Here is a 24,408-nt window from a genome sequence, read left to right as displayed (position 1 = left end):
AGGTACTGTATAATCCTCAAGCGCAATTTGTTCATGCCGAAGTGAAGGACTTTCATGATCGAGATTAAACACCTGCGGACGCTGCAAGCGTTACGACACAGCGGTTCGCTGGCCGCCGCTGCTGCCGCCCTGCATCAGACTCAGTCGGCCCTCTCTCACCAGTTCAGCGATCTGGAGCAGCGGCTCGGCTTCCGCCTGTTTATCCGTAAAAGTCAGCCACTTCGCTTTACGCCGCAGGGGGAAATCCTGCTGCAGCTGGCGGAACAAGTGTTGCCGCAGATTGGCCGAGCCCTGCAGGCCTGCAATGAGCCGCACCAGACTCGACTGCGCATTGCAATTGAGTGCCACAGCTGTATTCAGTGGCTGACGCCTGCGCTGGAGAATTTCCGCCAGCACTGGCCGCAGGTGGAGATGGACTTTAAATCCGGCGTCACTTTTGATCCGCAGCCTGCGCTGCAGCAGGGCGAGCTGGATATCGTTCTGACTTCCGATATTTTGCCGCGCAGCGGGTTACATTATTCGCCGATGTTTGATTTTGAAGTGCGCCTGGTGATGGCGACCGACCACCCACTGGCGAAGAAAGAGAGCATTGAGCCTGATGACTTAACGCTTGAAACGCTGCTCATCTACCCGGTACAGCGTGAACGCATGGATATCTGGCGTCATTTCCTGCAGCCAGCAGGGGTTAGCCCGTCACTGAAAAACGTCGATAACACGCTGCTGCTGATTCAGATGGTGTCGGCGCGGATGGGGATTGCTGCCCTGCCGCATTGGGTGGTGGAAAGCTTTGAGCACCAGGGCCTGATTGTCACCAGAACCCTGGGTGAAGGTTTATGGAGCCGGCTCTACGCCGCGGTACGCGACGGCGAACAGCGCCAGCCGGTGACTGAGGCATTTATTCGCTCGACGCGCCAGCATGCCTGCGACCATTTACCGTTTGTGAAGAACGCGGAGCGACCCATCGGCGATGTACCCATAGCGAGGCCATTATCACCGTTCCCCCAATAATAAAGCTCGGCCAGTGGGGCTGCTCCTGCCAGATAGCAAGATTCACCAGCAGCCCGGCCGGGACATGCACGTTGTTCATGATGCCGAGCGTGCCGGCATCCACCTGCGTTGCACCGTAGTTCCACATAAAATAGCCCAGTCCGGAAGCAACCACGCCAAGCCAGACCAAAATCCCCCACTGTAGCGTCGTGGTGGGCAGTTTCTGCGGATTGCCAAGCGCAAACCAGGCCACAACAGCGACAATAAACGCCCCCAGATAGAACCACGAAAATGCACAGTGTTGCGGCATCGGATGCGTTTCCATCAGGCGCTTGTAGCCCACCATGCCGATGGCGAAGCAGATATTGGCCCCTTGCACCAGCAGCAGGCCAATCCAGAAATGATCGCTCACTTTGTCGTAACGAATAATCGCCGCACCAATCACCGCCAGCCCCGCACTCAGCGCATAGCCCCAGCGCAGTTTATTGCCGCTCAGTAAGTCGTAGATCAGCGTGACGTACAGCGGCGTCATTACCGTGAAAAGCAGGAATTCGGATACCGTGAGATAGAGGTAAGCGCGGAAGCTGAAGAGGTACATCACACCCAGCTGTAGCGCCCCCACCAGCATGTAAAGCAGCAGGGTTTTGAGCGGGTAGCCTTTAAAACGCAGGAATGGCAGAAACACCAACGCCGCCAGGCCAACGCGCATCAGCACCGAGAAATAGCTGTCCACATGCCCGGCGAGGTATTCCCCAATCAGGCTAAACGAGAAGGCCCACAGAATGGTGGTAATGATGAGTAATGGCACAATGAGCAATCCACAACGAACAAGATTGCGCCATTGTACTGAGAGGATGCTACATTGGCTTAACTATTTAGTTGACGAGTGGTTATTAATAAACCACTCGTCATTGGCCGATCACTCCGCCTTGAGGAACAGCTTGCGCAGATAGTGTGGCACGGCGTTATCGCCGTTGGTGCCGATGACTTCCAGCTCAGGCAGCAGATCTTTCAGGCGCTGGTGAGCGTTGCCCATGATGCAGCCTTTGCCCGCCATGCTCAGCATCTCGGCGTCGTTCATACCGTCACCGAAGGCAATGCAATCCTTCAGGCTGTAACCCATCGCTTTCGAGACGGCTTCCAGCGCGTGCCCTTTGGAAACACCGCCCGCCATCACTTCCAGACAGGTCAGCGTCGAGAAGCTGACGTTCACGCGATCACCCCAGCGGGCGTTAATTGCCTGCTCCAGCGGCAGCAGTGTGTCATGATCGTCGCAGGTAAAGAATACTTTGCTGACGCCGTCAGCTTCCAGCAGGCCCGGCTCAAACAGGGTGTAGCTGAATTTAGCTTCCTGGAAGTATTTCATCTCTTCCGGGCGGTGGCGGTTCATAAACCACTCGTCGCCTTTGTAGACGTTGGTCACGATGTCCGGGTTGTTATGCACCACGCCAAACAAGTCCTGAGCGATGTCATGGTCGAGATCGTGAGAGAAGAACAGGTTACCGTCGGTATCGTGCACACGCGCCCCGTTCGAGGTGATCATGTACGCCTTGATCTCAAGGTTGTCACGAATTTGCGCCACGTCGATATGGTGTCGGCCGGTCGCAAAAACAAAGTTAACGCCTTCCGCAGTGAGCAGCTTTAACGTTTCTTTCGCATAAGCGGAGAGGAAATGATCGGGAGACAGCAAGGTGCCATCTAAATCTGAAGCAACAACATGGTACATAGGGATCCTCTGGAGAGATATTTTCAATTAGTTATGCCGGTCGAAAAACTCAAGCACGGCAGACAATGCTCTGGCTCGCATAGCGTCCTTCTCAAACAGGATCTCGTGATACGCGCCTTCAATGACGTAAGGTGTTTCCCCCTCACAAGGGTGGCCCGCCGCGGCCATAATTTCGCAGAATTGCTGGTGCGCGCGGTTATCGACCACTCGCTCCTCTTCCGCCTGGAGTAAAAAGATCGGCGTGGTAATAGCAGTGGCTCCTGCTAACACCTTTTCTCCGGCGAGGATCCCTTCTCGTACCCAATGGAACGTTGGCCCGCCCACCCGCAATGCTGGCTCATCAGCATAAAAACGCAGGCTGCGGCGGTATCGCTCTTCGCTGTGGGTCAGGACGTTAACGCTAAACGGCAGCGCGCGCCAGCGGCCCGTCCCAATGGCGTATCCTTCCCGAATACGTGGATGCCCTTCGGCCCAGTCAAGAATATGGCGCACCATCCATTCCGGCCAGCGCAGGATAATACCAAACATCGGGGCGCAGAGCGCGACCGCATCAAAAGCGTCCGGTGCTTGCTGTAGCCATAACGCGGCAATCGCGCCGCCCATCGAATGGGCCAACAGATAGCGTTTACGCCAGTGCCCTGACGCCACTTCCTGCTGGTAAAAGCGGTCAAAATCTTCGACATAGTCACTAAAGTTGACGACGTGGCCACGATGGGAGTCCGACAGCATTCGTCCTGAACGCCCTTGCCCGCGGTGGTCGATGATCAAAACATCAAACCCGCTGTGGAAAAGGTCATACGCCAGCTCAGCATATTTCACGTAGCTTTCTATTCTGCCAGGACAGACAACAATCACGCGATCGTGCTGCGCCGAACAGAAGCGAACATAGCGAACCGGCACGTCATCCACGCCGGTGAATTCGCGCTCTTCCCGCTTGCGCCAAAAGTCCGTCAGTGGGCCTGTGGCAAAAGCAGCAAATGCGCCTTCCCGTTCTAACCATCCATTTTTATGCTGAGACATAGGGGTCGGCATCAGGTATCTGTGGTTTTTTTAGGGCCCGTGGCACGCTTATCAACAATAGCGTATTGTGGCATAAAAGCGCGCGTTCAGGGAGTTTCGCATGACCTTCGAGTGGTGGTTTACCTATCTGCTAACCACAATAATTCTTAGCCTTTCCCCCGGCTCCGGTGCCATCAATACGATGACCACCGCCATCAGCCATGGCTATCGCGGTGCGGCTGCGTCAATTACCGGACTGCAAACCGGGCTGGCGCTGCATATTGTGCTGGTCGGCGTTGGGCTTGGCGCCCTGTTTTCACGTTCGCTGCTGGCCTTTGAAGTCCTGAAATGGGCAGGGGTGGCCTATCTTATCTGGCTGGGGATCCAGCAATGGAGAGCCGCTGGCGCGCTGGATTTAAACACGCTGGCCACCACGCAACCGCGCAGCAAACTGTTCAAGCGAGCGGTGTTTGTTAACCTGACCAACCCGAAAAGCATCGTGTTTCTTGCCGCGCTGTTCCCGCAGTTTATCGTCCCGCATCAACCCCAGGCGATGCAGTACGTTGTGCTCGGTGTTACCACAGTCGTCGTCGATATTATTGTGATGATTGGCTACGCGACCCTGGCCAAGAGAATTGCCGCCTGGATTAAGGGGCCGCGCCAGATGAAAGCCTTGAACCGGGTCTTCGGGTCGCTATTTATGCTGGTTGGCGCGCTGCTTGCAGGAGCGCGCCAGGCCTGATTATCGGGAGATGATCAGGTGAATACCAAAGCCGGTGAACAGAGCGCCCGCCATACCGTCGATCCATTTGGCGAGGCGCTGATAGCCGCGACGCATTTTTGGTAAGGCAAACAAGCTCGCCACGATAGTGAACCAGGCGAATGTTTCAATCGCGATCAGCACAAACAGGCCCCAGCGCTCAGCGCTGCCTACGTTGTCGCCAACAAACAGCGAGAACACGCTGCCGAAGTAGATAATCGCTTTCGGGTTAGCCAGGTTCGTCAGCAGCCCTTTCACAAAGCTCTTTCCACCGCTCGCCAGCTCAACTTTCGGCGTTTCTTCGCCTTTAACTTCTTTCTTGAATGCGCCGCGCAGCATCTGATAACCCATCCAGCACAGATACAGCCCGCCGCCGACCATGATGATGTTATGCAGCCAGGCCATTTTTTCGAGGATCAGGTGCAGGCCAAGCAGCGCCACGCCCGCCCAAACCATGACGCCAGCGGTGATCCCCAGCACGCCCATCATTGCCTCTTTGCGAGAGCGGCTTACGGCAGTCTGGGAAACAAAGAAAAAGTCAGGACCCGGGCTCATCAGGGCAACGATGTGCACCAGAGCCACGGTCAGAAATAGCATTAACATAGGGAATAGCTCGCGTGCAGATAATTCGAAGAGTCATTATCCTGCCACTTTTCCTCGCGGCAGGCTACTCTTCATCCACGCCGTCAACGTGGTCGCGAATCAGCGTCATAAACGGGCGGCCAAAGCGCTCGAGTTTGCGCGTCCCCACCCCGTTGATGCCCAGCATCTCGCCCGGCGACAGCGGCATCTGTTCCGCCATTTCAATCAGTGTGGCATCGTTGAATACCACATAAGGCGGGATGTTTTCTTCATCCGCGATAGATTTACGCAGCTTTCTGAGTTTGGCGAACAGCTTGCGATCGTAATTGCCACCAAAGACTTTCTGGCTGGCACGCGGCTTAATAGCGACGACGCGCGGTACCGCCAGCATCAGCGGCTCTTCACCACGTAAATAAGGGCGAGCCGCTTCCGTGAGCTGCAGCGCCGAGTGTGCAGCGATATTTTGCGTCACCACGCCGAGATGGATGAGCTGGCGGATCACGCTGACCCAGTGCTCCGTCGTATGTTCACGGCCTTCACCGTAAACCTTCAGCTTATCGTGACCAAGGTCGCGGATACGCTGATTGTTAGACCCACGCAGCACTTCAACCACATAGCCCATCCCAAAGCGCTGGCCGACACGGTAAATGCAGGACAGCGCTTTTTGCGCGTCCATCAGGCCGTCATAGCGACGAGGCGGATCGAGGCAGATGTCGCAGTTGCCGCAAGACTGTTGACGACCTTCGCCGAAGTAGTTCAGCAGCACGAGGCGGCGACAGGTTTGCGCTTCGGCAAACGCGCCCATGGCGTTGAGCTTATGGCGCTCGATGTCCTGCAGCTGTCCTGGCGCTTTTTCTTCAAGGCATTTACGCAGCCAGGCCATATCCGCTGGGTCGTAAAACAACATCGCTTCCGCAGGCAGGCCATCACGCCCGGCACGGCCCGTTTCCTGATAGTAAGATTCGATGTTGCGGGGAATATCGAAGTGGGCGACAAAACGCACGTTCGGCTTGTTTATACCCATGCCAAACGCGACGGTAGCGACCACTATTTGCAGATCGTCGCGCTGGAATTTTTCCTGCACGTCACCGCGAACCTGATGCTCCAGCCCTGCGTGATAAGCGCCGGCGCTGATGCCTTTGCTTTGCAGCCGGGCGGCGATGTCTTCCACTTTTGCCCGGCTGTTGCAGTAAATAATCCCGGACTTACCGCGCTGTTCCTGAATATAGCGGGTGAGCTGATCGAGCGGCTTAAACTTTTCCATCAACATGTAGCGAATATTCGGCCGGTCGAAGCTGCTGATTTGGATAAACGGATCGTGAAGCCCCAGCAGGCGCACGATATCGAGCCTGGTGGTGTCGTCCGCCGTGGCCGTCAGCGCCACAAACGGCACCGCAGGTAGCCGCTCGCGAAGCTGACCAAGGGCGGCATATTCCGGGCGGAAATCGTGTCCCCACTGTGAAATGCAGTGGGCTTCATCGACCGCCACCATCGAAAGCTGCCAGTTGCTGAGATGGTCAATAAAATTGTCCATCATCAGGCGTTCAGGGGCGATATACAGCAGGCGAATTTGCCCGGTACGGCAGCCGGTCATCACTTCCAGCTGCTGTTCGCGGGTTTGGGTCGAGTTAAGGCAGGCCGCCGCCACGCCGTTCGCCAGCAGCTGATCGACCTGGTCTTTCATCAGGGAAATCAGCGGGGAGACCACCACTGTCAGGCCGCCAAACACCAACGCAGGAATTTGATAACACAGGGATTTACCGCCACCGGTCGGCATCACTACCAGGCAGTCACGCCCCTCCAGCACCGTGTCGATGATGGTTTCCTGACCCGGACGGAACTGTTGATACCCGAAGGTATCCTGCAGAACCTGTCTCGCCAGCGACGCCTGATTGATTACTTCCGCCTGTGCCACGCTATCCCCACTACCTAAAATTCAGGCGCCATTTTCAGCGCCTGGAAGAGAAACTGCAATGCTTTAGAAAAGATCGTTTAGCATAACGCCTACGCCAACCCGTGTCTGGTTAAAGTTATAATCGATGAGCGATTCACCGTAGCCGCTGTAGACTTGGGTATAGAAGCGAACGTTTTTCGAGATCGGGTAACTCACGCCAAATTCTGCTCCACCGTAGCCGCTGTTCCAGTTGTATTGCCCCTTCACGCTGAAAATAGCCTCACCCAGCGCATAGCCAACCTTAAGCTGGTAGTAGCCCATGTATTTGGTGATATCCGGGTTGTCCTCAACGCTCCCCACCACATACCAGGGTTTCACTTCCACCTGCCAGTCGCCGTTTTGTGCCATCAGGCGGGTGTACAGGCGGTTCCAGCCGCGCGAGGTTGGGTCAGAACGACCGTTTGAATCGTGGTTATAGCCAAACTCAACATCTCGCAACGTCCAGCCCGCAAACGTTGCATCCGTTGCGAAACCGAGGAATAGCTGAGGCTCGTAGTTGGTTTCACGAAACGGGGAGGATTCATTGCGGTTAGACAGCTGCCACCAGGATTTTTGGGTATAGGAGGCGGCCAGCACGGAGTTATCCCCCAAAATACCGCGCCACAACGGGAAGGCCAGGCTGAGCTGGAACTTCACCTCATCTTTACGCGCGTTGCTGGCCCAGTCATAAGAGCTGATTGCCTCTTTGTTCATATCGCTGGTCCAGGTGTACAGCAGATAATTCGTGTCGTACGGGTACAGCGTGAAAGGGTTGTCGTGTTCCTGCAGCAGGTTAGCAATGATACTGCCGCGCACCGCGGGCTTGTCGTGGATCTTATCGATGGTGGTTTCTTGTGCGAAGGCGGTCAAAGGCAGCATCGCGGCTACTCCCCACCCCAGAGGTTTCAGCATTAGTCCCGTTCTCCATAACAAAAAAGTGTCTAAATATTTATCGCCAAACATTTTACAGCAGGATGCACCAAAGCACGCCTCTGCGGTTCCGAAAGTGGAAAGCAACAATTGAGAAGCATAAACTACACACTTTGTTAACTTATTCGTTATTTGTTCGAGGAATGAACGATGTCTTCCCCTGTACTGACCACAGAAGCCGCCCTGAAGCTGGTGGGCGAAATCTTCGTGTACCACATGCCGTTCAACCGCGCGCTTGGCCTGGAGCTGGAGCGCTACGAAAAAGCGTTCGCCCAACTGAGCTTTAACAATCAACCGATGATGGTCGGCAACTGGGCGCAAAGTATTTTGCACGGCGGCGTTATTGCCTCCGCGCTGGACGTGGCGGCAGGCCTGGTCTGCGTAGGCAGCACGCTGACGCGCCATGACACCATCACCGAAGACGAGCTTCGCCAGCGCCTGTCAAAAATGGGCACCATCGATTTGCGCGTGGATTATCTGCGTCCAGGACGCGGAGAACGTTTCACGGCCAGCAGTAGCCTCCTGCGTGCCGGTAATAAAGTTGCCGTGGCGCGCGTAGAACTGCATAACCAGGATCAACTGCACATCGCCAGTGCAACGGCTACCTACATGGTAGGGTAAGGATGTAAACCCTGTTATTATTTGCTCACTATTTTTTTACTGAGTTTTTTTCATGGATCCGAAACAGACACGTCAGGGGATCTTGCTTGCCCTGACGGCCTACTTTATCTGGGGCATCGCGCCGGTATATTTCAAACTGATTCACTATGTACCGGCGACAGAAATCCTAACCCACCGCGTTATCTGGTCGTTCTTCTTTATGCTGGCGCTGATCACCGTCTGCCGCCAGTGGCCGCAGGTGAAACGCTCCTGCCAGAACCGTAAAAAGATCCTCGCGCTGGCGTTAAGCGCGGTGCTGATTGGCGGTAACTGGCTGCTTTATATCTGGGCGGTGAATAACCAGCACATGCTGGAAGCCAGCCTGGGTTACTTCATTAACCCGCTGGTGAACGTGCTGCTGGGGATGCTGTTTTTGGGTGAACGCTTCCGGCGGATGCAGTGGGTCGCGGTATTGCTGGCCTTCTGTGGCGTGCTGGTTCAGCTCTGGACTTTCGGTTCGCTGCCGATAATCGGCCTGGGTCTGGCCTTCAGCTTCGCTTTCTATGGCCTGATCCGCAAAAAGATTGCCGTAGATGCACAAACTGGGATGCTGTTTGAAACGCTGTGGCTGCTGCCGATCGCGGGTATTTATCTGTTTGGTATCGCCGATAGCGCCACCAGCCATATGGGAATGAACCCGTGGACGCTGAACCTGATGCTTATTGCCGCCGGGGTGATCACCACGGTGCCGCTGCTTTGCTTTACTGCGGCCGCAACCCGCTTGCGCCTTTCAACGTTGGGCTTCTTCCAGTATCTGGGGCCGACGCTGATGTTCCTGCTGGCGGTGACGTTCTACGGCGAGGTAGTGACTGAAGATAAGCTGATTACTTTTGGCTTTATCTGGGCGGCGCTGGCGCTGTTTATTGCCGATGCGATTTATACTCAGCGGCGCACGAAAGCAACGTCGCTGAAATAGAAGTGAAAAAGGAGCCTTTTGGCTCCTTTTTTCTTACAACCAGTTCTTACGCTTAAAGTAGAGATAAGGCGCTAAGCCAGCGAGCATCATAAAGATAATCGCGCCGGGGTAGCCAAAGCTCCACTTCAGCTCAGGCATAAACTCGAAGTTCATCCCATAGCTGGATGCCACCAGCGTTGGCGGCAGGAAGACAACCGAAACCACCGAGAAGATCTTGATGATGCGGTTCTGCTCGATGTTGATAAAGCCCATCGCCGCCTGCATCAGGAAGTTAACCTTCTGGAAAAGGGATTCGTTATGCGGCAGCAGGGATTCGATGTCTCGCAGGATTTCGCGAGCCTGTTCCAGCTGGCTGCCCGGCAAACGTGCCTTACGCACCAGGAAGTTCAGCGCGCGCTGGGTATCCATCAGGCACAGGCGAACCTTCCAGCCGATATCCTCCAGCTCCGCCAGCGTCGAAAGCGCGGCATCGTATTCATCGCCTTGATGCCCTTCCATGATCACGCGGCTAAGCTGTTCCAGATCGCTATAAATGTTTTCGATTTCATCCGCCAGCTGTTCGATTTTGGTTTCAAACAGATCCAGCAGCAGCTCCCACGCGTTGCCGTCCGCCATGGACTGATTGCGGGCGCGCATGCGGTAAAGGCGAAACGCAGGTAGCTCACGTTCACGCAGCGTGTACAAGCGGCCTTCACGAATGGTAAAAGCGACCGTGCTGTTACCGGCGTGGTCATCGGCATCTTCAAAGAAGAAAAAGGAGTGAATGTGAAGGCCGTCTTCGTCCTCAAAAAAACGCGCGGACGCTTCGATGTCTTCCAGCTCTGGTCGGGTTGCCAGGCTTTGGCCAAGTTCCGTTTGCACTCGCTCTCGCTCGCTCTCTTCCGGCTCGACGAGATCGACCCATACCGAATTGGCAAGGGTATCCGTCTCGTCCAGCTCAATGCGGGCAAGGCGATTATTTTCCAGTTGAAATGCGCTCAGCATGACCGGGACTCCCAATGCAAAAAAAGATCAGGGACAATTCGGTTGGCACACAGACAGAAACAATAGAGGTTTCAGACCATTAAACAGTCTGACTCAAGGGGCGACGGAATGAAAATACACGAGGTCGCTGACAACCACGAAGGCTATCAGCATCAGAGGATAGCCTTAGAAGTTGTACCTGGATGACAGGTTATTGAGCCAGCATCTACTGGGTGTGTCCAAGGCGAGTGTCCTCTTAGCGTATTCGTGCGCGCATGTTACGCCACCACTAATATGGCGTCAACACGCAACGGGACACGGCTGAACAAGTTCATGCCAGTGACATATTAAGGGTAGCCCACCCACAGAAAATTATAATTAATTTCTGTAGGTTACACGGTTTCCAGACGCGCATAAGCGGCAACTAACCACTTGATTCCCTGCCCCTGGAACGCCACCTGCAGGCGGCTGTGCTCCCCGCTGCCTTCCAGGTTCACGATGGTGCCTTCACCGAACTTAGGATGGCGTACGCGCTGCCCCAGGCTGAAGCCAGAATCGTTCTGCGCAATCGGTGTGCCCATACGCTGATGGCTGACCGGGCGGCTGATACTTGCGCGCAGTCGAACCTCTTCCACGCAGTTTTCGGGCAGCTCGCCAATAAAGCGAGACGGACGATGGTAGGCTTCTTTGCCGTACAGGCGGCGAGTTTCCGCATAGGTCAGCGTCAGCTTTTGCATTGCACGGGTTACGCCCACGTAGGCCAGACGGCGCTCTTCTTCCAGACGGCCGCCCTCGTCGAGGGACATCTGGCTCGGGAACATGCCTTCTTCCATCCCTACGATAAACACCTGCGGGAACTCCAGACCCTTGGCCGAGTGCAGCGTCATGAGTTGCACCGCATCCTGCCAGGTATCCGCCTGACCTTCTCCCGCTTCCAGCGCGGCGTGGGAGAGAAACGCCTGCAGCGGCATCAGATCTTCGTCTTCGTCGTTGTAGCTGAACTGGCGCGTGGCCGTCACCAGCTCTTCTAAGTTCTCAATTCGAGTCTGACCTTTCTCGCCTTTCTCCTGTTCATACATAATGAACAGGCCGGAATCTTTAATCACCCGGTCTGTCTGGACGTGCAGCGGCATATCCGCCGTTTCATGGGCAAGCGCGTCAATCAGCTCCATAAAGCGCTGCAGGGCAGACGCCGCACGACCGGCCAGCGCTTTTTCCTGCAGCAGCAGGCGGCAAGATTGCCACAGCGTTAGCTGCTGGTCGCGCGCGGTCTGGCGCACGACGTCGAGCGTGCGGTCACCAATGCCGCGGGTTGGCGTATTGACCACGCGTTCAAAGGCCGCATCGTCGTTGCGGTTGGCAATCAGGCGCAGATAGGAAAGTGCGTCTTTGATCTCCTGACGTTCGAAGAAGCGCATCCCGCCGTAAATGCGGTACGGCATACTGCCCTGCAGCAGCGCCTCTTCCAGCACGCGCGACTGGGCGTTGCTGCGGTACAGAATGGCGCATTGCTCCAGCGCCCCGCCGTTTTCCTGCCAGGTTTTAATACGGTTAACCACGAAGCGGGCTTCATCCAGTTCGTTGAAAGCGCAGTAAATCGAGATAGGTTCGCCGTCGCTGCCGTCGGTCCACAGCTCTTTGCCGAGGCGGCCAGAGTTATTGGCGATCAGGGCGTTGGCTGCATTCAGAATATTGTTCGTCGAGCGATAGTTTTGCTCCAGACGAATCGTTTGTGCCCCCGGGAAGTCATTCAGGAAGCGCTGGATGTTTTCAACCTGCGCCCCGCGCCAGCCGTAGATCGACTGGTCATCATCGCCCACGATCATCACTTTGCCGGTATCACCGGCCAGCAGGCGGATCCACGCATACTGAATGCTGTTGGTGTCCTGGAATTCGTCCACCAGGATGTTGGTGAAGCGTTCGCGGTAATGGTTCAGGATATGCGGCTTGTTTAACCACAGCTCGTGGGCTCGCAGCAATAGCTCAGCAAAATCCACCAGCCCGGCGCGGTCGCAGGCTTCCTGATAGGCCTGGTATACCTTCTGCCAGGTTTGCTCCACCGGGTTACCGTAGCTTTCAACGTGATGCGGACGCAGGCCTTCGTCCTTTTTGCCGTTGATGTACCACATCGCCTGGCGCGGCGGCCACTGTTTCTCGTCCAGGTTCATCGCTTTAATCAGGCGCTTCAGCAAACGTAGCTGATCTTCGCTGTCGAGGATTTGAAAGTCCTGCGGCAGGTTGGCGTCCATGTGGTGCGCGCGCAGCAGGCGGTGTGCCAGGCCATGGAAGGTACCCACCCACATGCCGCCCTGGCTGGTGCCCATCAGTTGACCGATACGGTGGCGCATTTCCGCCGCCGCTTTGTTGGTAAAGGTTACCGCCATGATGGAGTACGGCGAACAGTTTTCGACCGTCATCAACCACGCAATGCGGTGCACAAGCACACGCGTCTTACCACTGCCCGCCCCGGCCAGCACCAGCATATTGCTACGCGTGGCGGCAACCGCTTCGCGCTGTTTGTCGTTGAGGCTGTCGAGCAGGTAAGAAACGTCCATTGGCACCGCCGAAAAAGAGAAAGAGTTGGCTCAGCCAACTACTGGTGATTTGTACAGAGTTGCTGTTGATTATATCAGCGCGAGAAGGGATGCCAACCGCGAAATCTCCAGATGCGGTAATAAACGGCTGTCATCTATCCGCATCAGGTCGCCTTCGCGCAGGTTAATCCAGCAGGCCTGCATTCCGCAGCGCACGGCACCGGCCACGTCGGTGGTCAGATCATCGCCGACATGCAGGATTTGCTCCAGCGGCACATCTAAACGCTGCGCAGCAGTATGATACATATCGCTGAAAGGTTTAGCTCGCCCGTCCGGCCCGGCCCGCAGAATGAATTCAAAGTAGTTATCCAGCCCGAACAAGTGCGGCTCTGCGTTACCGTTGGTGATCGCCACCAGCGGCCATTTTTTAGCAAGCTTTGCCAGTGTGTCGTGCGTTTCCTGCGGAATGTCGATGCGGCTGCGCCATTTTGCAAAGTTTTCCATGGCGGCACTGGCACCGGTAAAGGCCTCTTCCGTGCTAAGTCCGGCATCCAGCATCATCTGCTCGACGGCACGGCGGCGCCATTCAGTGACATCATGATAAATTTCCGGTTCTTTCGCGCGCAGCGTTTCACGGCTGCGATGGAAATCCAAGGCGGTAAACGCGCTGAGCTTCGGGTGATAATTCTGCACAAAGGCCAGCGACTCCTGAGTGGTACGCAGGATCACCGGGTGGTTGTCATAAAGCGTATCGTCGAGATCGAACGTCAGAGCAGCAATTTGCCCGAGCGGGCGGTAAAAATGCATTACGATTTCCCCCGTTTGGCGCGTGGATGCGCGGCATCATACACCGAGGCTAAGTGTTGAAAGTCGAGATGGGTATAGATTTGCGTAGTGGACAGGTTGGCGTGCCCAAGCAGTTCCTGAACGGCGCGCAAATCGCCGCTGGATTCCAGCATGTGGGTGGCAAACGAGTGACGCAGTTTATGGGGATGCACATGGCTGCTTAGCCCCTGCTTGATACCCCATTCACCAAACCGCTTTTGCACATTGCGGGCGGATATTCGCTTTCCCGTCTTCGCCAGAAATAACGCATCGTCGTCCGGGCCAAAAAGTTCGCGTAAATCCAGCCAGTGTTCAACCCAGGTCACCGCGCTCCGACCAACGGGTACGCGGCGCTCTTTGCTGCCTTTCCCCATCACCCAGACCTCTCCGGTCGAAAGATCGATGTGACCACAGTTCATATTCACCAGTTCGGAAAGACGCAGGCCTGCGCCGTACATCACTTCCAGCATCGCGCGATCGCGTACTGCCAGCGGATCGTTCAGATCGATATCCAGCAGATGATTCACATCATCGACTTCGATATTTTTAGGCAAGTGCCGACCAGCTTTTGGCGTAGTAATCCCTTTGGCGGGATTCGCTTTTAGCTCACCCTGGCTAACCATCCAGTCAAAAAAGCTGCGTAGTGCCGAAAGTCTTAACGCCAGGCTGGAGGCCTGCAGGCCTGCCCGGCGGCTGCGCACGGCCAGTGAACGCACGGCGGCGGCATCGCATTGTTGCCAGCCGGTGAGCTTCATCTCTTCGACAATGTGAATAATCGCCGTGAGCTGGCGCTGGTAGTTCAGGAGAGTGAGCGGGCTGAGCTGACGCTCAACCTTGAGGTATCGCAGAAAACCATCAACGTGAGGCGTTAATACGGAAGTGGTCATGCCCGTTCAATCCAACGCTCCAGCAAGTCTGGCAGCATCAGCGCCAGCTCGTGCAGCAGCTGAGTGCCCTGCCCCTGTTGATAATGTTGCGGGTCGCGGCTGCTGAACAGCAGAACGCCAAGATCGCCCTCATTGCCCATCAGCGACAGGGCAACGGAACCAATGGCTTTTGCCTGCGGCAAGACCAACAAAAGTTCCGGGCCATTAAGCGGGCCGAGATAGTGCTGGCTTTCGCCAAGACGCTGAATACGCAGCGGCTCAAAAGCCTGGCGGTTCAGCGCGAGATGCGTAAAGTCTGACGGAGCGCCGATACGCCAGCGGTCAGCAAAAAGCCGGATATTCGCTCCGGCGAGCCCCATGTCCCGCGCCCAGCGATGCAGCCGGTTCAGCATCTCCTGCAGGCTGGACGCCGAAGCCAGTCGCCCCTGAAGCTTCAGTAGCCGATAGAACAGACCTTCGTTAGCGCTCGCCTGCTCCATCAGCAGCGTCATGTTCTCTTCGAGGTGATTGATGTGGTTACGGCTGCGCGCCATATGCCACTCCACCAGCGAAACGCTGCCGCGCACCGGGTGAGGAACCTGCATGCTCTCCACCTGGTGGGCATTGCGAATAAAGAAATCGGGGTTGCGCTGTAAGTATTCGGCAACCGCGACATCGTTAAGCTCAAGAAGGGCTTCTTGCTGTTCCTCGGCATTCTTCATAGATGTATAAATCCATCATAGACGTGGGCCGCCGGGCCGGTCATGTAAAGCGGTGACCCAGGCCCTTTCCAGGCGATATCAAGACGGCCGCCAGGCAGCTCAACGCGCACCTGCTCCGCCAGTAATCCTTGCTGAATACCAACCGCCACTGCGCCACAGGCGCCGCTGCCGCAGGCCTGGGTTTCACCTGCACCGCGTTCGTAAACACGCAGGCGTATGTGTTCGCGACTCACCACCTGCATGAAGCCGATGTTGGCTCGCTCAGGGAAGCGTTCATGGCTTTCCATCACCGGGCCCAGGCTTTCAACCGCGGCGGTTTCAATGTCATCGACCTGAATAACGCAATGCGGGTTACCCATTGAAACGACGCCGCACATAATGGTTTGTTCGGCGGCACGCATAATATAGGTCTTTTCTGCTTTGTTTGCCCGGAACGGTACCTGGGAAGGATCGAAGTTAGGCTCGCCCATATTGACGCGCACCATCTCATCTTCCGTCACGCTCAGTACCATTCTGCCATTGGCGGTACTGACGCGAATCTCACGCTTATTGGTCAGCCCTTTCAGGCGCACAAATCGGGCAAAACAGCGCGCGCCGTTGCCACATTGGGAAACTTCACTGCCGTCGGCGTTAAAGATCCGGTAATGAAAGTCGAGATCGGGATCGTAGGGAGGCTCAACGATCAGTAACTGATCAAAGCCGACGCCAAGATGACGATCCGCAAGTCGACGAATCAGCTCCGGAGAGAAATAAACATTCTGCGTCACCGCGTCGACGACCATAAAGTCATTACCAAGGCCATGCATTTTAGAGAACTGCATCTTCTGCTCCATTAGCGCGGTTACAAAGCACGATTTAGCTAGTAAACAACCTGAGTCGGCGCATCATCAATGCCGCGACTGTTACGGACCGGTGCCGTCTGGATAGATTGTTCCGTGGTTGCGCTATGTGTTGTCGGCGTCGCTTTTTTATCAGCCGGAGGGAAATACAGAGGCCCCTTCAGGCCGCAGCCGGTGAGGCTGACAAGCGTCAGTGCCAAAGCTAGAGGGCAGAAAATCTTCTTCATTATCGGGTAGCCTGTGATTCACTATTCTGCCGTCTATCATCGCAGGTGAACCCTGAAAAGCAATACTCTTCGTCGCCCAGACCGCTGAAAATCACCTGACAGCAAACCGGGCAAGAAAATAATCTCTGATACCGGGCCCCTTCTCATCGCTGACGCAGGTTGTCTTTCAAAAGATGGCACAGATGAAACGGATGAGTATTACGGCCACGAATGATGCCTGAGCCGCAGTTTCTAATTACCGGCGATGCTCTTATACTGCCCTGAAATCCCAACAGGAAACAGACATGAACGACAGCGAATTTCACCTTTTAGCCGATAACCTGTGGCGCACGATTGAAGAGCGTCTGGATGACTGGGACGGCGATAGCGATATTGATTGTGAGATCAACGGCGGCGTGCTGACCATCAGCTTTGAAAACGGCAGCAAGATCATTATCAACCGTCAGGAGCCTTTGCATCAGGTTTGGCTGGCGACCAAAAGCGGCGGCTACCATTTCAACCTGAAGGGTGACGAATGGATATGCGACCGGAGCGGCGCAGAGTTTTGGCAATTGCTGGAAGAAGCCAGCACGCAGCAGGCAGGTGAAGCGGTTAGCTTCCGCTGACTACGGCTGGTACTGCTGCAGCAGCGGCGCTGAGTTGTCGTCCTGATTAACCGGCGCGGCTGTTGTGATTGACTGGGTGCGGAACGGAATGACCTGCACCCGGCCATCTGTTTTCACAATCTGATAGAACTGCGGCAGGTTGAAGTTGATAAAGCTTGAGCCGTAGGTAAAGCGATCGTGGGACGAGGAGTAGAAGCGGCTCACATCGCGCACCAGCTCTTCCTTGCTACCTTCGCAATGATGATAAACTTCCGCCCGGTTGCTTTCATCCAGGATATAGATGTTGAAGCCCTGGTCTTCACTGGCTTCTTCAAAGAAGAACTGAATAATCCCTTCACTGGCAAAACCATCTACCACCGCCGGCAACTGAACCTGGTTAGTGCCAACCTGCACCGACAGGCCATGCAGCTTGTTGTGCGAGATGGCGCCATAAAACTCAACGGCGTTTTCCAGTTTCTGTACCGAGACATTCAGACGCTCGAAGAACAGGCCCCATGTCTGCCCGGAAACGCGCAGCGCTTTAAAGCGGCCCGGTTCCTGGCGCGTACTGGAAAGGCGGAATTCGATGCATTCAGACACAAGCTGCTGCACACGAGTGCGGATCAGGCCACGCAGATGCTGACTGTAGCAGAAGACTTCAACGCTATCCGGCGGCGCGGCATCCTGGTGCATTTTCCCGAGAATGGTTTTTAATGCCTCGATCATCGCCTGCTCGCCGTTAAAGTGCAGAGTACGCACTTCATTCCACGAGTTGCGATACAGCAGGTCAACGCTGCCAATCAGGCATTGCTGCTGCTCGCCGAAGCTAAACACATCCAGCTTGCGGAAGTCGAAGTGCACAACCTGATTGCGGAAGGCGGCCGTCGGGTCATATTCAAGGTTAACGATAATCGCCAGATGGCGAATCTCGCACGGGCTATACAACGCTTTCGGCGTCGGTGCCGGGAGGCGCAGCGGGAAGTGATGGGAGACATCCGCCACCATCTCCTGCAACTTAGGTAAATCACAAATACCGTTGCCCTTAATAAACAGGCGGGTACGCGAGGTCAGCAGGCCGTTAAAGTAGGCCCACGCCACCAGCTTATTAAGATAACGGTTATATTCCAGCGGTTGATGGCTGACGATAGAGTCCATGTTCGGCGCGCGGTTGTAGAGATACCAGCCAGAGCGGTTCGCACGGCCAAGCGGCACATGGATAAAGGTCAGGTTCGGTTCAGACAGATCCGGGGAAATTTGCGGGTTAACGAGAGTGACTTTGCCCGGCAGCGCTTCAAACGCAGCGTACAACTTACGCGTTAACACGCCGATATCCTGCGGACTGGCGGAAACACTCAGGTTGTTGCGGCGCGCAAAGCGGATAAGGTTGCGGTAGCTTTGCATCATTGCGTCGAGCAGTTCGTTATGCGCCTCGCGTACCTGGTCGATTTTCCAGTTTGCACGGTTGTCCAACATCGCCAGGCGTTCTTCGTCCCAGCCCCAGCTCTTCACCAACTGGCTTAAGACTTCACGACGCCAGCCAACACAGGCGCGCTCCCGCGAGAGTTTTTCACAAACTTTCAGGTAGAAACAGCGACGCACCAGATCCAGACGGGCATGATCTTCGATTTGCGTCAGGTACTCGGTGACGCGTTCCAGCATCATGCAGTACGGATCGAGGCCAAAGGAGACAATTTCACCGTCGTGCAGGCGCTGTTTAATGTCTTTTGCCAGCAGGCGCGTGTTTGGGTATTCCCAGGAATACGCCTCCAACAGCAGTGTTTTCAGCACGGCCTTATACGGCGAGTCGATGCTTTTATATAGCTGCCACAGGCTGGCACCAAAGTACTCTTCAGCAGACAGCGAGCTGAGACCGCCAAGATCGAGCCATTCGTTTGGTGTTAGCACGCCCTGCGCGTAAAGGGTCATCACGTAATCGTCGTAATGCTCTTCTTCATCGCCCGGCACCATGTTCCACAGAATGCGTTTCCCGGCCAGACGTACCGCTGTGCGGTAAAATTCGTCCAACAGCAAGATGTGCTGAGTAGAACCGCAGTCTTCGCCGCCCAGGCTGCCGCTTTCGTTGTGGCGGAAGCGGTTTTCATCAATCAGAAAGAAACTAACCTCAACGCCAAGGGAGGCCGCCCAGCTTTCCAGCAGGCTGCATTTTCGCTGCAGCAGTTGGCGCTCGTCGTTATCGAGCCAGGCCTGGTGGCAAACCCAGATATCAAGGTCAGATGAGCAGCTCTGCCCCACGGAGGAGGTGCTGCCCATAGAATAGAGGCCGGTGATCGGCAGTTCGCCCGCTGGCGTCTCCTGAGGCGGCATGCCGCGCTGCAGTTCGAGTTCGTCCAGGTAGTGGCGTTGGGTTTCATCAGGCGTGTAGAGGCAAATGCCGCGGGGAACGTTACCGTCAAGGTAACCCGGCATCAGCGGGTGATGATAATGTAATAACGTTGGCAGTAGACTGTAGACCTGTTGGAAGGCAGGCCCCATAGCAGCAAGCGCACGATCTACGCGCAGTTGGTTGATGGCATCCAGTCTCTGTTTAAGTGTCTCAATATAGAGGTACAAGACGTATCGCCTGATGGTTTCAGTATTACGAAAAAACCCGTTTCCTGGTTGTTGTCCCCATTATTATAAACGATCGGGACAGCAATTGCTGGAAACGTGATCAATTTAACACCTTGCCTGTTGACCGTAAAGAAAGATGAGCTACCAAAGTGGTAGAGGCCCTGGCCACAGGCTGTTTCTTCCATAATACGAATCACGTCCCTCTGTTGCCGCAAAAACCGCCGAACCTGACAGCCTTCCGCGAAGAGTGGTAGGATGGTCGGTGGACGATAATTACGGTAACAAGCATGTTAGACAATATACTCAGAATTGCCACTCGCCAAAGTCCCCTTGCACTCTGGCAAGCACATTATGTTAAGCAACGTCTTGAAGCTTTTCACCCGCAGCTAACCGTTGAGCTGGTGCCAATGGTCACCCGCGGCGACGTCTTGCTGGATACGCCGCTTGCCAAAGTTGGCGGGAAAGGACTGTTTGTTAAAGAGCTGGAGCTGGCAATGCTGGACGGGCGCGCGGACATCGCCGTCCATTCCCTGAAAGATGTGCCGGTGGCATTCCCCGAAGGTCTGGGGCTGGTCACCATCTGCGAGCGCGACGATCCTCGCGACGCTTTTGTTTCTAATCATTATCAAACGCTGGATGAGTTGCCTGCCGGCAGCATTGTGGGCACCTCAAGCCTGCGCCGCCAGTGTCAGATAGCCGAACAGCGTCCAGATCTGGTGATTCGTTCCCTACGCGGTAATCTTGGCACCCGCCTTGGGAAACTGGATAAAGGCGAATACGATGCCATTATTCTTGCCGTCGCCGGCCTAAATCGCCTTGAGATGCAGGATCGCATTCGCTACGCCTTACCGCCGGAGGTGTCTTTACCCGCAGTCGGTCAGGGTGCAGTTGGCATTGAATGCCGCCTCGATGATGAACGAACCAGAGCGCTGCTGGCACCGCTGAATCACCATGAAACCGCCGTTCGCGTTAGCGCCGAACGTGCGATGAATATGCGCCTTGAAGGCGGTTGCCAGGTGCCGATCGGCAGCTATGCAGAACTGAAAGATAACGAGCTTTGGTTGCGCGCATTAGTTGGCGCGCCAGACGGTTCCATTATGGTTCGTGGTGAACGTCGAGGTAAGCCGGAAGATGCCGTGGCAATGGGTGTTTCACTGGCGGAAGAATTGCTGAATAACGGCGCCAGGGAAATCCTTGCCGACGTTTATGATGGAGATGCTCCCGCATGACGATCCTTGTCACCCGCCCCTCCCCAGCCGGGGAAGAGTTAGTGAGCCGACTGCGCGCACTCGGGCAGGTGGCTTACAGCTTCCCGCTTATTGAGTTCTCGCCCGGTCGGCAGCTATCGCAGCTTCCGGCCCAGCTTGCGGCGCTCGCGCCCGGCGATCTGGTCTTTGTCCTCTCACAGCACGTCATTGACTATGCCGCGCCACTTTTGCGTCGTAACAGCATCCAGTGGCCGGGCAATCTAAGCTGGTTCGCCATCGGCAGAACGACCGCGCTGGCTTTCCATACCGTCAGCCATATTCCTATTCGTTACCCACAAGATCGGGAAACCAGCGAAATCTTGCTACAATTACCGGAATTACAAAATGTTGCTGGTAAGCGCGCCTTGATTTTACGCGGTAATGGCGGGCGTGAACTGTTGGGCGAAACGCTTGAAGCGCGAGGCGCAGAAGTTAGCTTCTGCGAGTGCTATCAGCGAAGCGCCATTGTTTACGATGGAATAGAAGAAGCCCACCGTTGGCACGCCAGAGGGATCTCGACGTTGGTAGTCACCAGCGGTGAAATGCTACAGCAGTTATATACGCTAACGCCTGACTGGTATCGTGAGAACTGGTTACTTCGCTGCCAGTTACTGGTTGTCAGCGAGCGTTTGGCAAGCCTTGCCAGGACATTGGGTTGGCAGAATATTCGGGTCGCCGCGAATGCGGACAATGACGCGCTGCTACGTGCGTTACAACACACCTAACAATAACAGGACGCCACAATGACGGAACAAAATACTTCCTCCGCCATAGTTGAGGAAACTACACCCGCGGTGGAGACACCATCGCAGCCCGAGCCATCGCCGAAGAAAAATCGTTCCGGCGTGGCGGGTATCGCGCTGGGAGCGATTGCCATTGCAATTGCTCTGGCCTTAGGCGGCGGGCTTTATAGCTATGGCAAGCACCAGGTCTCAACACAGACGGCGACCAGCGATGCGCTGGCAAATCAGCTTATTGCCCTGCAAAAACAGCAGGAAGAACAAAAAGGCGAATTTGAAGCGACGCTCAAGCAACAGGCTACTGCGCTTAGCGACGCAAATAAACAGCAGGCCGCACTGGCACATCAACTCGACGAAGTGCAGCAAAAAGTCGCGACAATATCCGGCAGTGATTCCAAAACCTGGCTGCTGGCACAGGCCGATTTCCTTGTGAAACTGGCAGGCCGCAAGCTGTGGAGCGATCAAGACGTTACGACGGCCGCCGCGTTATTAAAAAGTGCGGATACCAGCCTGGCTGATATGAACGATCCGAGTCTGATCACCGCTCGACGCGCGCTAACCGATGATATTTCAACGCTGTCTACGGTAACGCAGGTCGACTACGACGGGATTATCCTCAAGCTAAATCAGCTCTCTAACGGCCTGGATAATTTGCGCCTGGCCGACAACGATAGCGATGATTCCCCGATGGATTCAGACAGCAGCGAGCTGTCAGGCACAATTACCGAATGGCGTCAGAATCTGGTGAAAAGCTGGCACAGCTTCATGGACAGTTTTATTACTATCCGCCGTCGCGATGAAACCGCCGTTCCGCTCTTGGCACCAAATCAGGATATCTACCTGCGCGAAAACATCCGCTCCCGCTTGCTGGTTGCCGCGCAGGCGGTGCCACGCCATCAGGAAGAGACTTACAAGCAGGCGCTGGATAACGTTTCGACCTGGGTTCGCGCCTATTACGACACCAATGATTCTGCCACCAAAGCGTTCCTTGAAGAGCTTGATGGCCTGAGCCAGCAAAGCATTCATATGGACATCCCGCAAACGCTGCAAAGCCAGGCGCTGCTTGAAAAACTAATGCAGACCCGGGTTCGCAATTTACTTGCTCAGCCGGCGAGTCCCGCTGCCAATAACACCCAGCAGGAAGCGGTACAGTCGCAGCCAGCACCTGCCGTAAGCCAGGGGGAATAAGCATGATCAAAGTCTTATTACTTTTCCTGTTGTTGATTGCGGGCATCGTGCTGGGCCCAATGCTGGCAGGCCATCAGGGCTATGTTTTAATCCAGACCGATAATTACAACATTGAAACCAGCGTGACCGGGTTAGTCATTATTCTGATCCTGACAATGGTGGTGTTGTTCGCCATCGAATGGGTGCTGCGTCGTATTTTCCGCACCGGTGCCCGTACTCGTGGGTGGTTCCTGGGCCGCAAACGCAGCCGTGCCCGTAAACAAACCAAAGCCGCATTGTTGAAACTGGCCGAAGGCGATTACCAGCAGGTTGAGAAGCTGATGAGTAAGAATGCCGATCACGCCGAACAGCCCGTGGTCAACTACTTGCTGGCTGCCGAAGCGGCACAGCAACGTGGTGATGAGATTCGTGCGAACCAGCATTTAGAACGCGCCGCCGAACTGGCGGATAGCGATCAGCTTCCAGTCGAAATCACACGCGTTCGCCTGCAGCTTGCCCGCAATGAAAATCATGCCGCACGTCATGGCATTGATAAGCTTCTGGAAATTGCGCCGCGCCATCCTGAGGTACTTCGTCTGGCTGAGCAGGCTTACCTGCGAACCGGCGCGTGGAGTTCGCTACTGGATATTCTGCCCGCCATGGAGAAAGTGCAGATCGGTGATGAAGCCCACCGCGATGCGCTGCAACAGCAGGCCTGGATCGGCCTCATGGATCAGGCAATGGCCGATCAGGGTAATGAAGGTCTGAAAGCCTGGTGGCGTAACCAAAGCCGTAAAACGCGCCATCAGACCACTCTGCAGGTAGCCATGGCAGAGCATCTTATTGAGTGTGATGACCACGATGCAGCCCAGGAGATCATTCTCGACGGGCTGAAGCGCCAGTATGACGATCGTCTGGTGTTGCTGATGCCGCGTCTGAAGTCAGGTAACCCGGAACAGTTAGAAAAAGCCTTACGTCAGCAGATCAAAACGCAGGGCGATCTTCCTTTACTGCAGAGTACTCTTGGCCAGTTGCTGATGAAACACGGTGAATGGCAGCAGGCGTGTGATGCATTTCGTGAAGCCATTAAACAGCGCCCGGATGCCTACGATTACGCCTGGCTGGCAGACTCTCTCGACAAACTGCATAAGCCTGAAGAAGCAGCTCTTATGCGTCGTGACGGTCTGTTGCTTACCCTGCAAACTCCCTCTAACACCTGATCGTCAGGGCGGTATTCTGCCGCCCTTTCCTTTTCCCCACGCAAAAAAAAACACCTGCCCAAAGGCAGGTGTTAAACAGGTCTGTTTGACAACTAAGTGGTGCTTCACTCAACGTTATGTCCAGGGTGTTCGATGAGACCCCATCGGGGCGACATCTGTCGGTGGACGATAAGCACCGTAATCGGCTCTGCGTCATTCCTGGGTTTATGAAGCCTGAGCAAACATAAGAAGTGGAATGAGCATCTACACAGATATTATTGCACAATCTATGCCAGGTTTGCATTTATAAACGCAGCCGGCTACCAATATTAGTCGTTTCATAGCATTAGCATGACCGAAGTTTTCCTTTCAGGTGCACTGGCATTCCATTCATCACGAAAAGCGTTTGTCTCCTTAAGGAGACGAGTTAG

At 55.3% G+C, this 24,408-nt stretch carries 24 protein-coding genes; 9 read left to right on the top strand and 15 right to left on the bottom strand.

The features are described 5' to 3' along the window. The first annotated feature begins 54 nt into the window (after positions 1–54). On the top strand, positions 55–1,008 hold the full coding sequence (metR, locus tag LH23_RS06115) for an HTH-type transcriptional regulator MetR (protein ID WP_039289235.1): 954 nt from the start codon (positions 55–57) through the stop codon (positions 1,006–1,008). Here the strand turns inward: metR and LH23_RS06110 are convergent. The 3 genes from LH23_RS06110 to pldB all read right to left on the bottom strand — a co-directional run bounded on the left by LH23_RS06110 (position 896) and on the right by pldB (position 3,733). Then, positions 896–1,795: a carboxylate/amino acid/amine transporter gene (locus tag LH23_RS06110; protein ID WP_039289234.1), complete on the bottom strand. Its 900-nt coding sequence runs from the start codon at positions 1,793–1,795 to the stop codon at positions 896–898. The genes metR and LH23_RS06110 overlap by 113 nt on opposite strands. Before the next feature lie 111 nt (positions 1,796–1,906). Beyond that, positions 1,907–2,713: a sugar/pyridoxal phosphate phosphatase YigL gene (gene yigL / locus LH23_RS06105; protein WP_039289233.1), complete on the bottom strand. Its 807-nt coding sequence runs from the start codon at positions 2,711–2,713 to the stop codon at positions 1,907–1,909. Positions 2,714–2,740: 27 nt separating this feature from the next. After that, positions 2,741–3,733: a lysophospholipase L2 gene (gene pldB, locus LH23_RS06100; protein ID WP_039296415.1), complete on the bottom strand. Its 993-nt coding sequence runs from the start codon at positions 3,731–3,733 to the stop codon at positions 2,741–2,743. Positions 3,734–3,833: 100 nt separating this feature from the next. Here pldB and rhtB point away from each other — a divergent pair, with 100 nt between their 5' ends. Beyond that, positions 3,834–4,454: a homoserine/homoserine lactone efflux protein gene (gene rhtB, locus LH23_RS06095; protein WP_008455495.1), complete on the top strand. Its 621-nt coding sequence runs from the start codon at positions 3,834–3,836 to the stop codon at positions 4,452–4,454. Here rhtB and rhtC read toward each other — a convergent pair whose 3' ends face one another. The 3 genes from rhtC to pldA all read right to left on the bottom strand — a co-directional run bounded on the left by rhtC (position 4,455) and on the right by pldA (position 7,899). Next, a complete protein-coding gene (gene rhtC / locus LH23_RS06090) occupies positions 4,455–5,075 on the bottom strand; it encodes a threonine export protein RhtC (RefSeq protein WP_039289232.1) in 621 nt (206 codons plus the stop codon). It lies immediately after the preceding gene. A 64-nt stretch (positions 5,076–5,139) separates the two neighbouring features. Continuing rightward, complete coding sequence (recQ, locus tag LH23_RS06085; RefSeq protein ID WP_039289231.1) at positions 5,140–6,969, bottom strand: ATP-dependent DNA helicase RecQ; 1,830 nt, start codon at positions 6,967–6,969, stop codon at positions 5,140–5,142. A 63-nt stretch (positions 6,970–7,032) separates the two neighbouring features. After that, positions 7,033–7,899 carry a phospholipase A gene (pldA, locus tag LH23_RS06080; RefSeq protein ID WP_039289230.1) on the bottom strand — a complete coding sequence of 289 codons (867 nt, stop codon included), beginning with the start codon at positions 7,897–7,899 and terminating at the stop codon, positions 7,033–7,035. Between the two features lie 168 nt (positions 7,900–8,067). On the opposite strand from pldA, the gene yigI reads away from it, so the two are divergent. Together yigI and rarD are read left to right on the top strand one after the other, a co-directional pair. Beyond that, entirely contained in the window at positions 8,068–8,538 is a 471-nt protein-coding gene (gene yigI / locus LH23_RS06075; RefSeq protein ID WP_008455502.1) for an acyl-CoA thioesterase YigI, read from the top strand. Positions 8,539–8,590: 52 nt separating this feature from the next. Then, positions 8,591–9,493: an EamA family transporter RarD gene (rarD, locus tag LH23_RS06070; protein ID WP_039289229.1), complete on the top strand. Its 903-nt coding sequence runs from the start codon at positions 8,591–8,593 to the stop codon at positions 9,491–9,493. Positions 9,494–9,526: 33 nt separating this feature from the next. On the opposite strand, the gene corA is transcribed toward rarD, so the two are convergent. The 8 genes from corA to lptM all read right to left on the bottom strand — a co-directional run bounded on the left by corA (position 9,527) and on the right by lptM (position 16,469). Beyond that, positions 9,527–10,477, bottom strand: coding sequence for a magnesium/cobalt transporter CorA (gene corA, locus LH23_RS06065; RefSeq protein WP_039289228.1), 951 nt, complete (start codon positions 10,475–10,477; stop codon positions 9,527–9,529). Positions 10,478–10,642: 165 nt separating this feature from the next. After that, on the bottom strand, positions 10,643–10,699 hold the full coding sequence (gene ysgD / locus LH23_RS24425; protein WP_353591484.1) for a YsgD/CorL family protein: 57 nt from the start codon (positions 10,697–10,699) through the stop codon (positions 10,643–10,645). 149 nt (positions 10,700–10,848) lie between these two features. Continuing rightward, positions 10,849–13,011, bottom strand: coding sequence for a DNA helicase II (gene uvrD / locus LH23_RS06060; protein WP_039289227.1), 2,163 nt, complete (start codon positions 13,009–13,011; stop codon positions 10,849–10,851). A gap of 69 nt (positions 13,012–13,080) precedes the next feature. Continuing rightward, positions 13,081–13,797: a 5-amino-6-(5-phospho-D-ribitylamino)uracil phosphatase YigB gene (yigB, locus tag LH23_RS06055; RefSeq protein ID WP_039289226.1), complete on the bottom strand. Its 717-nt coding sequence runs from the start codon at positions 13,795–13,797 to the stop codon at positions 13,081–13,083. Continuing rightward, complete coding sequence (gene xerC / locus LH23_RS06050; RefSeq protein ID WP_039289225.1) at positions 13,797–14,702, bottom strand: tyrosine recombinase XerC; 906 nt, start codon at positions 14,700–14,702, stop codon at positions 13,797–13,799. Before xerC ends, yigB begins: the two co-directional genes overlap by 1 nt. Then, complete coding sequence (locus tag LH23_RS06045; RefSeq protein ID WP_008455517.1) at positions 14,699–15,403, bottom strand: DUF484 domain-containing protein; 705 nt, start codon at positions 15,401–15,403, stop codon at positions 14,699–14,701. Before LH23_RS06045 ends, xerC begins: the two co-directional genes overlap by 4 nt. Next, the gene (dapF, locus tag LH23_RS06040; protein ID WP_008455518.1) at positions 15,400–16,224 is read right to left on the bottom strand and encodes a diaminopimelate epimerase; all 825 of its coding nucleotides are present in this window, start codon (positions 16,222–16,224) and stop codon (positions 15,400–15,402) included. The genes LH23_RS06045 and dapF overlap by 4 nt, the downstream gene beginning before the upstream one ends. A 38-nt stretch (positions 16,225–16,262) precedes the next feature. Beyond that, complete coding sequence (gene lptM, locus LH23_RS06035; protein ID WP_039289224.1) at positions 16,263–16,469, bottom strand: LPS translocon maturation chaperone LptM; 207 nt, start codon at positions 16,467–16,469, stop codon at positions 16,263–16,265. Positions 16,470–16,753: 284 nt separating this feature from the next. On the opposite strand from lptM, the gene cyaY reads away from it, so the two are divergent. Further along, on the top strand, positions 16,754–17,074 hold the full coding sequence (gene cyaY, locus LH23_RS06030) for an iron donor protein CyaY (RefSeq protein WP_008455522.1): 321 nt from the start codon (positions 16,754–16,756) through the stop codon (positions 17,072–17,074). On the opposite strand, the gene cyaA is transcribed toward cyaY, so the two are convergent. Beyond that, on the bottom strand, positions 17,075–19,624 hold the full coding sequence (gene cyaA, locus LH23_RS06025; protein WP_039289223.1) for a class I adenylate cyclase: 2,550 nt from the start codon (positions 19,622–19,624) through the stop codon (positions 17,075–17,077). 287 nt (positions 19,625–19,911) lie between these two features. On the opposite strand from cyaA, the gene hemC reads away from it, so the two are divergent. The 4 genes from hemC to hemY are packed head-to-tail and all read left to right on the top strand — an operon-like array spanning position 19,912 to position 23,998. Continuing rightward, positions 19,912–20,853 (top strand): hydroxymethylbilane synthase, encoded by a 942-nt coding sequence (hemC, locus tag LH23_RS06020; RefSeq protein ID WP_039289222.1) that lies wholly within the window; start codon positions 19,912–19,914, stop codon positions 20,851–20,853. Beyond that, positions 20,850–21,596, top strand: a complete 747-nt coding sequence (gene hemD / locus LH23_RS06015) for a uroporphyrinogen-III synthase (protein WP_039289221.1) — start codon at positions 20,850–20,852, stop codon at positions 21,594–21,596. Before hemC ends, hemD begins: the two co-directional genes overlap by 4 nt. Positions 21,597–21,614: 18 nt before the next feature. Next, entirely contained in the window at positions 21,615–22,799 is a 1,185-nt protein-coding gene (gene hemX, locus LH23_RS06010; protein ID WP_039289220.1) for a uroporphyrinogen-III C-methyltransferase, read from the top strand. 2 nt (positions 22,800–22,801) lie between these two features. Next, a complete protein-coding gene (gene hemY, locus LH23_RS06005) occupies positions 22,802–23,998 on the top strand; it encodes a protoheme IX biogenesis protein HemY (RefSeq protein ID WP_039289219.1) in 1,197 nt (398 codons plus the stop codon). Positions 23,999–24,408 lie beyond the last annotated feature (410 nt).

Source organism: Cedecea neteri (genome assembly GCF_000758305.1).
Lineage (GTDB): Bacteria > Pseudomonadota > Gammaproteobacteria > Enterobacterales > Enterobacteriaceae > Cedecea > Cedecea neteri_C.
The sequence above is the reverse complement of the archived record's forward strand: the minus strand, read 5'-3'. Positions and strand labels throughout refer to the sequence as shown.

Bases quoted from the DNA above. Each gene is read 5' to 3' on its own strand.
- metR (WP_039289235.1), top strand. From the start codon at position 55: ATGATCGAGATTAAACACCTGCGGACGCTGCAAGCGTTACGACACAGC.
- yigL (WP_039289233.1), bottom strand. From the start codon at position 2,713: ATGTACCATGTTGTTGCTTCAGATTTAGATGGCACCTTGCTGTCTCCC.
- pldB (WP_039296415.1), bottom strand. From the start codon at position 3,733: ATGTCTCAGCATAAAAATGGATGGTTAGAACGGGAAGGCGCATTTGCT.
- rhtB (WP_008455495.1), top strand. From the start codon at position 3,834: ATGACCTTCGAGTGGTGGTTTACCTATCTGCTAACCACAATAATTCTT.
- rhtC (WP_039289232.1), bottom strand. From the start codon at position 5,075: ATGTTAATGCTATTTCTGACCGTGGCTCTGGTGCACATCGTTGCCCTG.
- pldA (WP_039289230.1), bottom strand. From the start codon at position 7,899: ATGCTGAAACCTCTGGGGTGGGGAGTAGCCGCGATGCTGCCTTTGACC.
- yigI (WP_008455502.1), top strand. From the start codon at position 8,068: ATGTCTTCCCCTGTACTGACCACAGAAGCCGCCCTGAAGCTGGTGGGC.
- rarD (WP_039289229.1), top strand. From the start codon at position 8,591: ATGGATCCGAAACAGACACGTCAGGGGATCTTGCTTGCCCTGACGGCC.
- corA (WP_039289228.1), bottom strand. From the start codon at position 10,477: ATGCTGAGCGCATTTCAACTGGAAAATAATCGCCTTGCCCGCATTGAG.
- uvrD (WP_039289227.1), bottom strand. From the start codon at position 13,011: ATGGACGTTTCTTACCTGCTCGACAGCCTCAACGACAAACAGCGCGAA.
- yigB (WP_039289226.1), bottom strand. From the start codon at position 13,797: ATGCATTTTTACCGCCCGCTCGGGCAAATTGCTGCTCTGACGTTCGAT.
- xerC (WP_039289225.1), bottom strand. From the start codon at position 14,702: ATGACCACTTCCGTATTAACGCCTCACGTTGATGGTTTTCTGCGATAC.
- LH23_RS06045 (WP_008455517.1), bottom strand. From the start codon at position 15,403: ATGAAGAATGCCGAGGAACAGCAAGAAGCCCTTCTTGAGCTTAACGAT.
- dapF (WP_008455518.1), bottom strand. From the start codon at position 16,224: ATGCAGTTCTCTAAAATGCATGGCCTTGGTAATGACTTTATGGTCGTC.
- lptM (WP_039289224.1), bottom strand. From the start codon at position 16,469: ATGAAGAAGATTTTCTGCCCTCTAGCTTTGGCACTGACGCTTGTCAGC.
- cyaY (WP_008455522.1), top strand. From the start codon at position 16,754: ATGAACGACAGCGAATTTCACCTTTTAGCCGATAACCTGTGGCGCACG.
- hemC (WP_039289222.1), top strand. From the start codon at position 19,912: ATGTTAGACAATATACTCAGAATTGCCACTCGCCAAAGTCCCCTTGCA.
- hemD (WP_039289221.1), top strand. From the start codon at position 20,850: ATGACGATCCTTGTCACCCGCCCCTCCCCAGCCGGGGAAGAGTTAGTG.
- hemX (WP_039289220.1), top strand. From the start codon at position 21,615: ATGACGGAACAAAATACTTCCTCCGCCATAGTTGAGGAAACTACACCC.
- hemY (WP_039289219.1), top strand. From the start codon at position 22,802: ATGATCAAAGTCTTATTACTTTTCCTGTTGTTGATTGCGGGCATCGTG.